12 protein-coding genes, 1 tRNA gene and 1 pseudogene are annotated in these 14,552 nt (G+C 63.8%); 10 read left to right on the forward strand and 4 right to left on the reverse strand.

Translation table 11 applies throughout. The features are described from left to right. The first annotated feature begins 18 nt into the window (after positions 1-18). From G6N82_RS07355 to dcd, 6 genes are all read left to right on the forward strand, one after another. Entirely contained in the window at positions 19-2,088 is a 2,070-nt protein-coding gene (locus G6N82_RS07355; RefSeq protein WP_165195184.1) for a hydantoinase/oxoprolinase family protein, read from the forward strand. 3 nt (positions 2,089-2,091) lie between these two features. After that, positions 2,092-3,957: a hydantoinase B/oxoprolinase family protein gene (locus G6N82_RS07360; RefSeq protein ID WP_165195186.1), complete on the forward strand. Its 1,866-nt coding sequence runs from the start codon at positions 2,092-2,094 to the stop codon at positions 3,955-3,957. 74 nt (positions 3,958-4,031) lie between these two features. Next, complete coding sequence (locus G6N82_RS07365) at positions 4,032-4,880, forward strand: formate/nitrite transporter family protein (RefSeq protein WP_165195188.1); 849 nt, start codon at positions 4,032-4,034, stop codon at positions 4,878-4,880. Between the two features lie 30 nt (positions 4,881-4,910). Then, positions 4,911-5,888 carry a quinone oxidoreductase gene (locus G6N82_RS07370; protein ID WP_165195190.1) on the forward strand — a complete coding sequence of 326 codons (978 nt, stop codon included), beginning with the start codon at positions 4,911-4,913 and terminating at the stop codon, positions 5,886-5,888. A 53-nt stretch (positions 5,889-5,941) separates the two neighbouring features. Next, positions 5,942-6,469, forward strand: coding sequence for a hypothetical protein (locus G6N82_RS07375; protein WP_165195192.1), 528 nt, complete (start codon positions 5,942-5,944; stop codon positions 6,467-6,469). 58 nt (positions 6,470-6,527) lie between these two features. Next, positions 6,528-7,082 carry a dCTP deaminase gene (gene dcd / locus G6N82_RS07380; protein WP_165195194.1) on the forward strand — a complete coding sequence of 185 codons (555 nt, stop codon included), beginning with the start codon at positions 6,528-6,530 and terminating at the stop codon, positions 7,080-7,082. 216 nt (positions 7,083-7,298) lie between these two features. Here dcd and G6N82_RS07385 read toward each other — a convergent pair whose 3' ends face one another. Then, positions 7,299-8,537, reverse strand: a complete 1,239-nt coding sequence (locus tag G6N82_RS07385; protein WP_165195196.1) for a S41 family peptidase — start codon at positions 8,535-8,537, stop codon at positions 7,299-7,301. Positions 8,538-9,117: 580 nt separating this feature from the next. Here G6N82_RS07385 and G6N82_RS07390 point away from each other — a divergent pair. Then, complete coding sequence (locus tag G6N82_RS07390) at positions 9,118-10,299, forward strand: saccharopine dehydrogenase NADP-binding domain-containing protein (RefSeq protein ID WP_165195198.1); 1,182 nt, start codon at positions 9,118-9,120, stop codon at positions 10,297-10,299. A gap of 46 nt (positions 10,300-10,345) precedes the next feature. Here the strand turns inward: G6N82_RS07390 and G6N82_RS14970 are convergent, their stop codons facing one another. Then, a complete protein-coding gene (locus G6N82_RS14970; protein ID WP_241255233.1) occupies positions 10,346-11,143 on the reverse strand; it encodes a TonB-dependent receptor in 798 nt (265 codons plus the stop codon). Here G6N82_RS14970 and G6N82_RS14975 point away from each other — a divergent pair. Beyond that, positions 11,109-11,498 carry a hypothetical protein gene (locus tag G6N82_RS14975; protein ID WP_241255234.1) on the forward strand — a complete coding sequence of 130 codons (390 nt, stop codon included), beginning with the start codon at positions 11,109-11,111 and terminating at the stop codon, positions 11,496-11,498. The genes G6N82_RS14970 and G6N82_RS14975 overlap by 35 nt on opposite strands. Here the strand turns inward: G6N82_RS14975 and G6N82_RS14980 are convergent. Next, positions 11,413-12,543, reverse strand: a complete 1,131-nt coding sequence (locus tag G6N82_RS14980; protein ID WP_241255235.1) for a TonB-dependent receptor plug domain-containing protein — start codon at positions 12,541-12,543, stop codon at positions 11,413-11,415. The genes G6N82_RS14975 and G6N82_RS14980 overlap by 86 nt on opposite strands. A 179-nt stretch (positions 12,544-12,722) precedes the next feature. Further along, positions 12,723-12,797 (reverse strand) — tRNA-Gly (locus tag G6N82_RS07400). A gap of 229 nt (positions 12,798-13,026) precedes the next feature. Here G6N82_RS07400 and trxA point away from each other — a divergent pair. Beyond that, positions 13,027-13,936, forward strand: a pseudogene (gene trxA, locus G6N82_RS07405) (thioredoxin). A 4-nt stretch (positions 13,937-13,940) separates the two neighbouring features. Beyond that, positions 13,941-14,552 carry an LON peptidase substrate-binding domain-containing protein gene (locus G6N82_RS07410; RefSeq protein WP_165195200.1) on the forward strand — a complete coding sequence of 204 codons (612 nt, stop codon included), beginning with the start codon at positions 13,941-13,943 and terminating at the stop codon, positions 14,550-14,552.

The raw sequence follows: 14,552 nt of genomic DNA on the forward strand, positions 1-14,552 counted from the left end.
CGAAGCCACGGAGAGACTATGACTTACAGGCTGGGCGTCGATGTGGGGGGAACCTTCACCGATCTGCTGCTGTTCGACGAGACGAGCGGGAAATTCTGGCGCCACAAGACGCCGTCGACCCCGCATGACAGCTCCGAGGGCATCCTCAACGGGGTGAAGGCGATCACCGCCGAAGCCGGAGTGTCCGCCAGTGACATCTCCTATTTCCTCCACGGCACGACCGTCGCGACCAATGCGGTGCTGGAAGGCAAGGGCGCCAAGGTCGGCCTCGTCACCACCGAGGGCTATCGCGATATCATGCAGATCGCGCGCAGCTTCGTGCCGGGCGGCCTTGCGGCATGGATCGTGTGGCCCAAGCCGACGCCGCTGGCACATCTGGAGGACACGGTAGACGTGCCCGGCCGTATGGGCGCCGATGGCAAGGAAGTGCGCCCGCTGGACGAAGATGCCGTGCGCGCCGCGCTGCGCAAGCTCAAGGCTAACGGCATCGAAGCGCTGACCGTCAGCCTGATAAACGCTTACGTCAACGGCGCGCATGAGAAGCGCATCGGCGAAATCGCAGCCGAGGAGCTGCCCGGTATCCCCGTCTCGCTCAGCCATGAAGTGCTGCCCGAAATGCAGGAATACGAGCGCACGCTCTCGACCGTCGCCAATGCGGCGGTGCGCCCGGTGGTGAGCAAATATGTCTCCAACCTGCGCACCAAGCTGGAAGACGAGGGGCTGCAGGGCAAACTCTCGCTGCTGCGCTCGGACGGCGGGTTGATGAGCAGCCAGAAGGCCGAGGAGCATCCGGTCAACATCCTGATGTCCGGCCCCGCCGGCGGGGTTACCGGCGCGCTGTGGGTGGCGAAGAACGCCGGTTTCGAGAATATCCTGACGCTCGACGTGGGCGGCACCTCGACCGACGTGGCGCTGATCGAAGGGCTGGAGGCGCGCCGCGTACGCACCACCGAAGTCGGGCACCTTTCGGTGCGTGCCTCGGCGCTCGACGTGAAGACTGTGGGCGCGGGCGGCGGCTCGATCGCCCACGTTCCGGAACTGACCAAGGCGCTGCGCGTCGGGCCCGAAAGCGCGGGCGCGGTGCCCGGCCCCGTCGCCTATGGCAAGGGCGGCGCGCTGCCGACTGTGACCGACGCCAATGTCGTGCTCGGCTACCTCCCCGAAAACCTCCTGGGCGGCAGCTTCAAGCTCGACCGCGAAGGCGCCAAGAAGGCGGTGCAAACCGTGGCTGACGCGCTGGGCGTGGGGCTGATGGAGGCCGCGCGCGGGATCATCGATATCGTCAATGAGAACATGTTCGGCGCGCTGCGCATGATCAGCGTGCAGCAGGGCTATGACCCGCGCGACTTCGCGCTAATGGGCTTCGGCGGGGCGGGCCCGCTGCATGTCAACGCCGTCGCGCGGCTGATGGGCAGCTGGCCCGCGATCTCGCCCGTCTCCCCCGGCGTGCTGTGCGCGCTGGGCGATGCGACGACGCGGATGCGCACCGAAACCGCGCGCAGCTTCTCGCGCCTGGCGAAAGACACCACCATCGCTGACCTCGAAGCCGTGCTGGACGAGATGGCAGCGCAGACCCGCGGCGAGCTGCTCGCCGATGGCGTGCCGGAAGACCAGATCACCACGCAGTTCGAAGTCGATATCCGCTATGCCGGGCAGGCCTTCGAAGTGCCGCTGACGATCGACAAGCAAGTGCTGGAGGCGGACGGGATCGCAGGCATACTGGCGCGCTTCGACGAGGAGCACCTGCGGCTCTTCACCTTCAACATGGACACCCCGCACGAAATCGTGAACCTGCGCGCGGTGGCGCTGGGCCAGGCACCCGACTTGCCCGCCGCCGAATTGCCCAAGGGTGATGGCGATCCTTCCGCCGCCAAGATCCGCGACCACACGCTGTGGATGGACGGCAAGGAACAAGCCGCAGTGATCTATGACCGAAGCCGCTTGCGCCAGGGTGACGTGATCCCCGGCCCGGCGATCATCACCGAAATGGATTCGACCACGCTGGTCGAGAGCGGCTGCGTGGCCACGGTCGACAAGGTCGGCAATATTCTCATCAACCCCCAAGAAACCAAGAGCGCGGAGGGCTAAGCGATGCCGGCACAAATCATCGAAACCAATCCGACGCCCTTCAAGAAGGTCCCGATCGATCCGGTCACGCTCGACATCATCGAGAACGCGCTGCGCAATGCCCGCATCGAGATGGACGCGACGCTGGTACGCACCGCGATGAGCCCCGGCATCCGCGAGCAGGGCGACGCCTTCCCGCTGATCGCCGACCCCGATGGCAAGATGATCGTCGGCCAGTTCGGCAGCTTCATCGGCGGCTTCCTCAAGGGCTTTGACGGCACGCTGGAAGATGGCGACATGATCTTCCTCAGCGATCCCTATTCCTGCGAGGGCGCCATCAGCCACTCGAACGACTGGCTGGTGCTGCTGCCCGTGTTCAAGGACGGCCGCCTGATCGCCTACACCGCGATGTTCGGCCACCAGAGCGACATCGGCGGCATGGTGCCCGGATCGATGCCGATCGGCGCCAGCTCAATCTTCGAGGAAGGGGTGCGTATCCCGCCGGTGAAGATCTGGAAGAAGGGCGAATACAATGACGACCTGATGAAGCTCGTCATGCACCAGACCCGCAAGCCCGACTGGTGCCAGGCAGACTTGAACGCGCTGATCGCATCGTGCCGCGTTGCCGCGCGGCGCGTGGTCGAAATGGCCGAGCGTTTCGGCGACGACGTCTATGTTTCGGCGACGCAGGAACTGCTCGATCGCAACTATCGCGCGATGAAGGCGCTGATCGGCATGGCGGTGGCCGAAGAGCCGGTCAGCTTCGAGGATTACATCTGCGATGACGGCAAGGGCTACGGCCCCTACAAGATCAAATGCACCATGTGGCGCGAGGGCGACAAGGTGATCCTCGATTTCGACGGCACCGATCCGCAGAGCGCCGCCTCGATCAATTTCTATCTCAATGAGAACATGTTCAAGATGTTCTTCGGGATCTACATGATCATGGTGTTCGACCCGCAGATCCTGTTCAATGACGGGTTCTACGATCTGATCGACGTGCGCATCCCCGAAGGATCGCTGCTGAAGCCGAAGTTCCCCGCCGCGCTGTCAGGCCGTACCCACGCGCTGGGGCGGATCTTCGACATCCTCGGCGGGTTGCTGGGCCAGAAGACCCCCGAATTCCTCAACGCGGCCGGGTTCAGCTCGTCGCCGCACCTGTTCTATTCGGGCTGGGACCGGCGAGGTGGCAAGGAACGTGAATGGTTCCAGCTGTTCCAGATCGGCTTCGGCGGGATTCCGGGCCGGCCGCTGGGCGACGGGCCTGACGGGCATTCGCTGTGGCCGGGCTTCACCAATGTCCCCAACGAGTTCCTCGAGCGCTATTTCCCCTTGCGGATCGAGCGCTATGCGACCGAGCCGGACAGCGGCGGCGCCGGCCTGCACCGCGGCGGCAATGGCATCCGCATGACCTATCGCTTCCTCGCTGACGGGCACATCGCGATCCATGACGACCGCTGGTTCGTGCCTCCCTGGGGCGTCAACGGCGGGCATCCCGGCATGCGCGCCAAGAAGGTGATCGAACGCGCCGACGGCAGCACCGAAATCGTCGGCAACAAGGTGGAAGATGTGCCGGTGAAGGAAGGAGACCTGCTCCACTTCATCACCTGGGGCGGCGGCGGCTGGGGCGACCCGCTCGAACGCGATCCGCAGGTCGTGGGCCTCGAAATCCGGCAGGGTCTTGTCACAGCCGAGGGCGCGCGCGCCTATGGCGTGGTGGCCGATGCGGATGGCACGGTCGATGCCGCAGCCACCGACAAGCTGCGTAGCGAAATGAAGGCCGCGCGCGGCGAATTGCCGCTGTTCGATTACGGGCCGGGCATCGAGGCTTTGCGTGCCAATTGCGAAGCCGAAACCGGCCTGCCTGCACCGCTCCAGCCCGTGTGGTAAAAGGAACGAAAGCCTGCCCTGTCGCTTGATAGGGCAGGCAGGCGACCCAAGTCGCCGCAATTGCGGGAGCGCGCATGAACGATCCGGACATCATCACGGGGGGCGAAAGCGAATCGCTGACCTCGCCCGAGATCTATGTCGAGGTCGCGCGCGAGGGGATCGAGGAGATGGGCCGGCCCTCGGCCTCGCTGTTCTGGTCGGCCATTGCGGCAGGCTTCCTGATCTCTTTCTCGCTGCTGCTGAAAGCAGTACTGCATCACGAGACCGCCGATCTTCCGGCGGGCCATGCGATCGAAAGCCTGGGTTACACCATCGGCTTTATCCTGGTGATCTATTGCCGCTTGCAGCTGTTCACCGAGAACACGATCACCCCGGTCCTGCCGACCATCGCCAACCCGTCCGCGCGCAATGTCGGCAATCTCGGGCGGGTGTGGGGCATCAGCCTGCTGGCCAATTTCATCGGTACCGCGATCATGGCCTTGATGTTTGCCAAAACGCCGATGGTGCCGCCTGAAACGCTGCAATCGATGCTCTCGATCAGCCAGAAAGTGGCCGACCTCAGCTTCATGGAATCGCTGGTGAAAGGGCTGCCGTCAGGCCTGCTGATCGCGGCGCTGGTGTGGATGCGGCCCAGCTCGGGCGAAAGCTTCCTCGGGCTGATCCTGCTGGTGACCTATGTCATCGCCGTGGGCGGCTTCACCCATGTGGTGGTCGGATCGTGCGAGATCTTCCTGTTGGCCTGGACCGGCCAGGGCGCGCTCGGCGAAATGCTGCTGACCAATGTGCTCCCCACGCTGATCGGCAATGTGATCGGCGGAACCGTGCTGTTCGCGCTGATCGCCTGGGCGCAGATCCGGCGCGAGCTGAAGGCGACCGTTAGCCGCTTGCATGACGAAGCGGACGCTGGCAGCCGCCGCATGTAACGAAGCGATATCCGTGGGAGGACCAGAGAGATGACTTGCCTCAGCGCGCAATTCCGCCAGTTCGGCGGCCCCGAAGTGATCGAATGGGTGGAACGCGACATTCCCGCACCCGGGCCGGGCGAAGTGCTGATCGAACACAGCGCGATCGGGCTGAACTTCATCGACACCTATCACCGCACCGGGCTTTATCCGGTAGAATTGCCGAGCGGGTTGGGGCTGGAGGCGGCGGGCCGGATCACCGCGCTGGGCGAAGGCGTCACCGGTTACGAAGTGGGTAACCGCGTCGCCTATATGGGGCCGGGCCTTGGCGCCTATGCCACACACCGGGTGATGCCGGCCGACGCATTGTTCAAGCTGCCCGATGACGTGTCTGACGAAGTGGCCGCGGCCGCTATCCTCAAGGCCGCGACGACCGAGGCGCTGGTCGAACGCTGTGCGCATGTGAAAGCGGGCGACACCGTGCTGGTGCACGCGGCCGCGGGCGGGGTGGGCCTGATCATGGTGCAATGGCTCAAAGCGATCGGCGCGCAAGTGATCGGCACCGTATCCTCGGGCGCGAAGGCCGAGGCTGCACGCGAAGCGGGCTGCGACCATGTGATCCGCTATGACAGCGAGGAAATCGCCCCGGGCGTGCGCGAATTGACCGATGGCGCGGGCGTGTCGGTGGTGTTCGACGGGGTGGGCAAGGATACCTTCATAGCCTCGCTCGACAGCCTTTCCCCGCGCGGACTGCTGGTCAGTTTCGGCAATGCCTCGGGCCCGGTCGACGGGGTGAACCTGGGGGTCCTGGCGCAAAAGGGCTCGCTCTTCGTCACCCGCCCCACGCTGTTCCACTATTATGCCACGCCGCAGGATCGCAGCGCCGGGATTGCGCGGGTGTGGGACATGCTGGGCAGCGGCAAGGTCAAGGTCACGATCGGGCAGAGCTATGCGCTGAAGGACGCGGCGCAGGCGCATATCGATCTTGCCGCGCGCAAGACCACCGGCTCAAGCGTGCTGCTGCCCTAGCGCTGATCCTGGCCCTTGCCCTTGCCCGCCACCCCGCGATAAAAGCCCCCGCGATGGGCCGCTTGCTTGCAACTTTCCTTGCGCTGCTGACACTTGGCTGGGCTTCACCCGCGCTGGCGGATGTGCAGCTGAGCTTCCACAGCTTCAACGGATCGGTGCTGGTCGGGCGCTATCCGCACACCTTCATCGTGCTCGAAGGCGAGCTGGAGAACGGGCAGAAGGTCAACGAGAATTACGGCTTCACCGCCAAATCGGCCGGTCCGGCGGTGCTCAATGGCCCGGTCGAACACGACATATTGATCGAGAAGCCGAAATATATCTCTTCGACCAATCGGCATTTCACCGTGACGATCACCGATGCGCAATATCGCAAGATCGTGGCCGAGATGAAGGCGTGGCGCGATGCGCCGGGCAAGTATTACGATCTCGACACGCGCAACTGCATCCACTTTGTCGGCGCCATGGCGCAGATCGTGGGGCTGAAGGTGGAATATCCCAAGGACATGCTGCGCCGCCCGAAGAAGTGGCTCAACTATATCACCTCGCTCAACCCGTCGCTGGGGGCGCGGACGATCAAGTAACGGGGGATAGGGCGCGCGGGCGCTTGCCCCGTGCCGCCGCTTGCGGAATCACTCACGCATGGCGATTCTTTCCGACAAGTGGATCCGCGACAAGGCGACGAACGAAGGCATGATCGAGCCCTTCGTCGAAGCCCAGCGGCGCGAAGGCTGCATCAGCTACGGGCTCAGCTCCTACGGCTATGACGCGCGGGTGGCAGACGAGTTCAAGATCTTCACCAATGTCGACAGCGCGGTGGTGGACCCGAAGGATTTCGCCGCCAACAGCTTCGTCGACCGCAAGACCGACGTCTGCGTAATCCCGCCCAACAGTTTTGCGCTCGCCCGCACAGTCGAATATTTCCGAGTGCCGGAAGACGTGCTGGTGATCTGCCTGGGCAAGAGCACCTATGCCCGCTGCGGCATCATCGTGAACGTCACCCCGCTGGAGCCGGGCTGGGAAGGCCATGTGACGCTGGAGTTTTCGAACACCACGCCGCTGCCCGCAAAGATCTACGCCAATGAAGGCGCGTGCCAGTTCCTGTTCCTGCAAGGCAACGAGCGCTGCGAGACGAGCTATCGCGACCGTGCCGGCAAATATATGGGCCAGCGCGGGGTGACGCTGCCGCGGTTGTAGGGTTGCCGGAATTGGCGCTCATCCGCCGTTAGTGGCGGGACGACAGATTTGTCAGCTTGCAACCCGGTTGCGGACGTTCGGCCGATGACAGCTTTGCGCTCCCATAGGCAGTAGTTCGGCACTCGCTAACGGTTTGCCCGAAGCGGCCCCCAGGCGTGATGAATTTGTCACCTTCGCCCCGACGCGTTTCTGCTCGGGACGGGCGCAATTAACCCCCTACGGGCGCCGCCAAAGGTCCTCTAGGGCAACGACGGCGGCGGCAAGATCGACATCTTCACCGCGACAGATCGCTTCCCGCGTGTGAGTGACTTCGATTGCAGGCGGGACAGATTGATCGCCATAATCGCGGCCGTCCGGTCCCCAGTTTCCATGGACGGGGAGTGTGACCCGCCATCCGCCTGGAAGATCGAACCTTTCCGAGCTCAGCAGGACGCCGGCGGTCGGTCTGCCAATCAATACGGCTGCGGTCTGTTCCTTCGCACCCCAGGCAAAACCTTCAGCCGCGCTTCCCGTTTCAGGGCCGATCAGGATAACGACCGGCTTGTCGAAGCAGCGCTCGCCGATGTCCTCGATCATCAGCATGGTGGCGCCGTTTCCCTGGCGCACGGCATCGAAAATCGCTTCGGTGGTGTAGGCACCGGTGACGCGGTAAATGTCTGTGAGGTCCTTTTCCTGAACCGGTCCATCCAGCTTTTCGAGGAACGGACGGGACAACAAGGCAACGCCTGGGCCGGGCTTGCCGAAATAGGCAAGCAGGCGAAGCGCCGACGCGTTTCCGCCGCTGTTGTTACGGACATCGATCAGCAACCCGTCGGTCTTGCCCAGACTTTCCATGGCTTCGTCGATCAGTTCGGCTGCATCGTCGCCGAACCGGTCGGCGCGCAGATAGCCGACCGATCGGCCATCGCCCCGCCGCAGAACGCTCCAGGAAATCGTCCGCTCGCGCGGTGGCCAATAGGCCGATTCTCGCGGCACCGACAATGTGGTGCGAGTTCCATCGCAGCGTTCGACATCGAGGAGTGCCGGCTGCTCGCGCGGGCCGCGAATGGCTGCGGGATCGAGAATACGATCGCCGATCCGCAAGCCTGCCGCACGCGCACCCGATGCAGGGTCGATGTCGACCACCACGTGGGCACCGTCCAGGATATCGGTCAGCACAGCGAGGCCCATTGTGGGCGCACTCTTGCCGATCCGTTGAAGACCGACATGCGATACCCCGAGCTCTTTCAGCATCTCCTGGCCGAGGCGTTGAAACTCGGCATCGGACTTCGCTTCGACCATCGCCTTGCGATAACGCGCGCTGATTGCTGCCCAATCCCGTCCGCCGAAATGCGGATCGTAGAACTGTGTCCTGACCGTTTGATCCAGAGCTTCGAAGGTTTCGTTGTAATCTTGAGCCGATGCAATCGAGCTGAAGCAACCTAACCCGATTGCGAGCATCGCAATTTTGAACATCTATCCTCCGTGGCAGGCACAAGCCTGAGTTGTAAATCAAAGTTCGCCCGTCCAAATTGCATGGTGAGTTGGTGGCGTAAATCACCAGATCGGGACTAGTGCGATATTGCAGGATCTGTATGGGACCGGTCCAACCAAGGTCGCTGGACTGGCTCGCTTGAATTAACGCTACCCCACCCACAACCAGCCATCGCCATTTTCCTACTGCGGCGAATTCTGGTTCAAACTCTCAGATGGACAACTGTCGTTCCCGCCCCGCTTGCGCGCCCGTTCGGAGTATGGGCGGATCCGAGGGCTGGATCGCACGACACAGCACGCTTCGGGTGACGCGCATGCTTTCGCGGGGTCACACAATCCGCCACCACAGATTGACGCTTGTGCAGGCAAAGGTCACACTCTGCCCCGCCAAAGTTACACTTTGGGCCCTAAAGTCACACTTTTCGCATCCGACAGTCACAGAACCTGGAATTTGGCTCTGGACCGTGTTCCATGTGTTCCATCCTGCCCGACCGGTCCCCCCTATCAGGCCTTTGACACACGCGGCGCTTGCGCCCATGTCAGCCCGCAAAGGAGAGCATGCATGCCCAGCGACAATCGCGAATTCGACATCATCGTCTATGGCGCCACCGGCTACACCGGGCGGCTCGTCGCCGAATATCTGGACCAGCACTATGGCGGCCGTGCGGACGGTCCCAAATGGGCGATGGCGGGCCGCAGCCTCGACAAGCTGGAGCAGGTGCGCGACGCGATCGGTGCGCCCGACACCACCCCGCTGGTGGTGGCTGATGCCGACGATCCGGCCAGCCTTGAGGCGATGTGCCGCCGCACCCGCGTGGTGATCACCACGGTCGGCCCGTACCAGCTTTATGGCGACGGTCTGGTCGCGGCCTGCGTCAAGACCGGCACCGACTATGCCGATCTGTGCGGCGAGCCGGTGTGGATGCGCCAGAAGATCGACGAGCATATGGAAGCGGCCAAGGCGAGCGGCGCGCATATCTGCTTTTCCTCCGGTTTCGATTCGATCCCGTTCGACCTCGGCGTGCTGATGGCGCAGAAGGAAGCGGTGAAGCGCTTCGGCAAACCCGCGCCGCGCATCAAGGGCCGCGTGCGCGCGATGGCGGGCGGCGCATCGGGCGGCACCGTCGCCAGCCTGACCGAAACGATGAAGGCGGTGGCGAAGAACCCGCGGCTGATTTCGATCCTGCGTTCAAGCTTCGGCCTCACCCCCGGCTTCGAAGGGCCGGACCAGCCATCGGGCATGATCCCCGGCTATGAAGAGAAGTTCGGCAAATGGGCCGCGCCCTTCGTGATGGCGCCGATCAACACCAAGAACGTCCACCGCACCAATTTCCTGCTTGGCCACCCATGGGGCGAGGATTTCAGATATGACGAGATGGTGCTGACCAGCCCGGGCGAAGCGGGCAAGAAGATGGCCGAAGGCGCGGTCGAAATGATGAAGAACCCGTTCGGCATGAAGCCGCCCAAGCCGGGCGAAGGCCCGACCAAGGAAGAGCGCGAGAACGGCTTTTACGATATCGCCTTCCTGGCCGAGATGCCCGATGGCCAGTCGCTGCTCTACGGGGTCAAGGGCAGATACGATCCGGGCTATGGCTCGACCAGCCGGATGATCGCCGAAACCGGCATCGCGCTCTTGTCATGCGACAAGCCCGGCGGGATCGGGACGCCGGGCTATTTCCTGGGCGAAGCGCTGGTTGACCGGCTGCAAGAGCATGCCGAGCTGACCTTTGCGGTGGAGGAGTGAAGGAAGACGAAGCGGGGCCAGGTTAACCGGCCCCGCCACTCGTTGATCAGAAGCTGAAGCGAAGGCTTGCCTTGAGGTTGCGTCCCGCCAGCGGCACGAAATCCTTCGTAAAGCTGGCATGGCGGCGGCCGGTAACGTCAAAGATGTTATCCGCGCCCACCAGCAGGCTGACCCCGTCATTGTCGCGCAGCGGGCGCCAGCTGACCGAGAGATTGACCAGCGTGAAGGCTGAGGTTGGCGTTTCGAAAGTCTCGACCCGGTCCTGCTTGGCAAACCATTGCACTTCGCCGCGCACGTCGAATTGCGAGGTTTGCGCTTCGAGCGCGCCCAGCAGGCTGAGCGGCGGGATCCGCGGAATCGGCGAGCCATCGTCGAGCGAGGCGCGGATATAGTCGCCGCGCACATCGGCCATCAGCGTGACATAGCCATTGTCGAACACCGGATAGCTGAATTCGCCTTCGATCCCGAAATATTTGGCATCGTCCTGCAGGTAGACGAACACCGGCAGCTCGTCCTCTTCCTCACCCGTCTCGGTCAGGTAGATGTAATCGTCGAACCAGTTCTGGAACACCGCAAAGCTCAGCTGCGCCTTGCCGATCCTGCCGCGCACAAAGCCTTCGACCCCCAGCGCGCGTTCGCTGGAAAGGTCGGCATCGCCGATCTCGTAAGCCTGGGTGGCGATATGCGGCCCGTCGGAAAACAGCTCTTCGGCGCTCGGCGCACGTTCGGCGCGCGAGAAATTGACGCCCGCGCGCAGCGCTTCGTCGCTTTCCCAGATGAAGCCAACCGCGCCGGACAGCGTGTCGAAATTGCGCGCCACGCCCAGCGCCTGCGATCTCGACATCGGTGATCTCGTAACGGCCGGCCACTTCGACCTGGAACGGGCCGCCGCCAAATTCCTGCAAGGTGAACAGCGCGTATTGGTCAGTCCGGTTGGGCAGGACGTAGGCTTCGGCGCCCTCGGCAAAGAAGTCACGGTAATAGTACTGGCCGCCGATCGAGCCGCGCCAATTGCGGGTTTCCTGCTGCACCAGTTCGACGCGGGCTTCGAGCCCCTCGACATCGAAAGTCGTGCCCACTTCGTCGCCTTCGAACTCGGTGTGAGTGTAATCGCTATAGCCCAGCCGGGTGATCAGCTTCGAAAACACCCCCTGGCCCAACGCCAGCTGGCCGCGCATGTCGGCGCGGGAATTGCTTGAGGTCGATCGAGACGAGCTCTTCACCCTCCTCTTCGCCTTCTTCCTCCCCCTCTTCGCCGTGGTGATGGCCCGCACCGGGCCGGGTCGGCACGCCGTAGCGGGTGTCGTACCAGCCGATCGCAGCGCCCAGCATGTTCTCCCCATCGATAAAGGCAAAGCCTGCGTTGGCGGTCCAGGTACGTGTTGCACTGTTGGGCAGGATCCCGCGTTGTTCGGCGGCTTCGCGCAATTCTTCCGCTTCCTCGAGCTCGCCTTCCTCGGCTTCCTCTTCAGCTTCTTCGAGCAATTCGGCGCGCAGCAGCGGCGAGACCTGGTATCCGGCGATCTCCAGGTCATTTGTCTCGCGCCAGGTGCCGTCAAAATGCACCACGAAGCGGTCGCTCAGCGGCAAATCGACCGAGGCCCCGCCTTCGCGCAGGTCATAGGCCGAATTCCACGAGAGCAGGCCATCAAGATGCACCGGCTCATCCGGCACGCGGCGCGGGATGCGCTTGTCGATCACATTGACCGCGCCGCCGATCGCCTGGCTGCCATAGAGCATTACCGCCGGGCCGCGCAGCACCTCGATCCGCTCTGCCGTGAGCGGGTCGATCGTGGTGGCATGGTCGACCGAGGTGTTGGAGACGTCGATCGTGCCGAGGCCATCGGTCAGCACGCGCACGCGCTCGCCCTGGAAGCCGCGCAAGACCGGCCGCGAGGCGCCGGGCGAGAAGCTGGTGGCGGACACGCCTGGCAGCTTGACCAGCACTTCGCCGATCTGCCCGGCGAGGTTTTGTTGCACATCCTCGATGTCGAACACCGAGGTACCGGCCAGGATATCGAGCTGTTCCAGCCCGGCGGCGGTGACGATGATATTGCCCTGGTAATCGATCCGCGGGTCATGCACGTCATCGACCACGCGCTCGGAAGCCGGGGCGGCCTCGTCCTGCCGCTGCCCCTCGTCGGCGGCGACGGCTGGGGCGGAGGCAATGCCCAGGGCAAGCGCACTGGTCATGGCATGGCGCAAAGCGGGAATCGGGAACTGACGGATAGGAAGTGAAGTCACAAACGGCCTCTTTCAGGAGTTTGGGATGGTTATGTGATGATGTATCATCGCCCATAGCAACTCGCGCGACCTGCGCAAGGCCCGATTTCGCGGGTTCGATGAGCCGCACTGCGCCGCCGACGAGCAACATGCGCCGGTCGGCTTGCAACCCGATAGGTCTTTCGACTTTTGGAAAAAAATGGAGCGGGCGAAGAGATCCGAACTCTCGACCCCAACCTTGGCAAGGTTGTGCTCTACCCCTGAGCTACGCCCGCTCACTGGCGCTCCGCGATGCGGCCCGATTGGCACTCCATCACGGGGGAGGCGGCGCGATTAGCAGCGCTTCCCCCAGCCCGCAAGCGGAAAATGTCATGCTTGCAGTCAAGCCCCGTGCCCGCCAAAGTGCCCCTTCACATTCGTGCGCCAAGCCCCACATGGAAGCCGCACGCGCGAGTCCGTTTTGGCTCGCCTCACATCGGATCAGGAGCACCAATCTTGGCAAGCATGGGCCTCAATCTCGACGAACAGAAAGCGGTCGACCGCTTCCCGCAAGAATGTGGTCGAACCCTCGATGACCAAGCTGGTGGTGCTCGATTTCTGGGCTGAGTGGTGCGGCCCGTGCAAGGCGCTGGCGCCGGTGCTGGAAAAGGTCGCCGCCGAATATGCCGACAAGGGCGTGGTGCTGGCCAAGGTGAACGTGGACGAGGAACAGTTCATCGCCGCACAGTTCCAGGTCCGCTCGATCCCCACCGTCTATGCCATGTTCCAGGGCCAGCCGGTGGCCGACCTGACGCAGGCCCGCACCGAATCGCAGCTGAAGCAGATGCTCGACCAGATCCTGGCCCAGCTTCCGGTGCAGGCCGGCGCGGACGGCGAGCAGCCACAGCAGGACGTCAGCCAATTCATCGCAATGGGCGAACAGATCTTGGCCGATGGCGACGCGCCGCGAGCGGCCACGATTTTCGCGCAGGTGGTGGAAATGGCGCCTGACAATGTGGCGGCGCATGCCGGGCTGGTCCGCGCGCTGGTGGGCGCGGGCGAAACGGCGCAGGCACAGCAAGTGCTCGACGCGATGGAGCCCGCTTTGCGTGACGATCCGGCGATGGCCCCCGCCAAGGCCGCGCTCGAACTGGCAGCCAATGCGGTCGACGACAGCGAGCTGGCCGCGCTGCGCGATGCCGCATCCGCCAATCCCGCCAACATGGACAGGCAGTTCGCCTTTGCCGAAGCGGCCTTTGCCGCAGGTGCCCGCGATGAAGCGGCGGACACGCTGCTCGCCATGGTCGCCGCCGACCGCGAATGGAACGAGGGCGCGGCGCGGGCCAAGCTGCTGCAGATCTTCGAAGCGGTCGGCCTTGAAGACGCGTGGGTCGTCAGCCAGCGCCGCCGCCTGTCGCACATCCTGTTCGGTTGAGGCGGTGAGCACGCGCCTCTCGATCTTTCCGCTGCCCGGCGTGATCCTGTTTCCGGGCCTGCAGCTGCCGCTGCACATCTTCGAGCCGCGTTACCGCGCGCTGGTGGGCGATGCGCTGGTGCGCGATCGCCGCATTGGCATGATCCAGCCGCAGCGCCCGGTCGAAGGTGCGCCGCTCTATTCGGTCGGCTGCGTCGGACGGATCGGCGAGATCGAAGCGATGGAAGACGGGCGCTACAACCTCGTGCTCGAAGGCGAAGCGCGGTTTCGCATCATCCGCGAGCTCGACGTCACGACGGCGTTCCGCCAGGTCGAGGCCGAACTGATCGAGGAAGACGAGGAAGCGGTGCTTTCCGCAGTCGAGCGCGCCAGTTTCGAACGCGAGGCGCGCCGCTTTGCCGATAACCAGGGTTACAGCGTGGACTGGGCCTCGGTCGAGCGGCTCGACGACGAATCGCTGATCAATGGCGTGTCACAGATTGCGCCGTTCGATCCGGCGTCGAAACAGGCCTTGCTCGAGGCACCCGACCTGCCCGCCCGCTGCGAACTGCTGGTCCAGCTGATGTACTTCTATGGCCGCAGCGACGGCAATGATGACCGGGTGACCCTGCAATAG

The sequence above is a fragment of the Altererythrobacter sp. BO-6 genome (assembly GCF_011047315.1).
Classification (GTDB): Bacteria; Pseudomonadota; Alphaproteobacteria; order Sphingomonadales; family Sphingomonadaceae; genus Erythrobacter.

Coding starts and splice junctions, on each gene's coding strand:
- G6N82_RS07355 (WP_165195184.1), top strand. CDS start 19: ATGACTTACAGGCTGGGCGTCGATGTGGGGGGAACCTTCACCGATCTG.
- G6N82_RS07360 (WP_165195186.1), top strand. CDS start 2,092: ATGCCGGCACAAATCATCGAAACCAATCCGACGCCCTTCAAGAAGGTC.
- G6N82_RS07365 (WP_165195188.1), top strand. CDS start 4,032: ATGAACGATCCGGACATCATCACGGGGGGCGAAAGCGAATCGCTGACC.
- G6N82_RS07370 (WP_165195190.1), top strand. CDS start 4,911: ATGACTTGCCTCAGCGCGCAATTCCGCCAGTTCGGCGGCCCCGAAGTG.
- G6N82_RS07375 (WP_165195192.1), top strand. CDS start 5,942: ATGGGCCGCTTGCTTGCAACTTTCCTTGCGCTGCTGACACTTGGCTGG.
- dcd (WP_165195194.1), top strand. CDS start 6,528: ATGGCGATTCTTTCCGACAAGTGGATCCGCGACAAGGCGACGAACGAA.
- G6N82_RS07385 (WP_165195196.1), bottom strand. CDS start 8,537: ATGTTCAAAATTGCGATGCTCGCAATCGGGTTAGGTTGCTTCAGCTCG.
- G6N82_RS07390 (WP_165195198.1), top strand. CDS start 9,118: ATGCCCAGCGACAATCGCGAATTCGACATCATCGTCTATGGCGCCACC.
- G6N82_RS14970 (WP_241255233.1), bottom strand. CDS start 11,143: ATGTCGAGATCGCAGGCGCTGGGCGTGGCGCGCAATTTCGACACGCTG.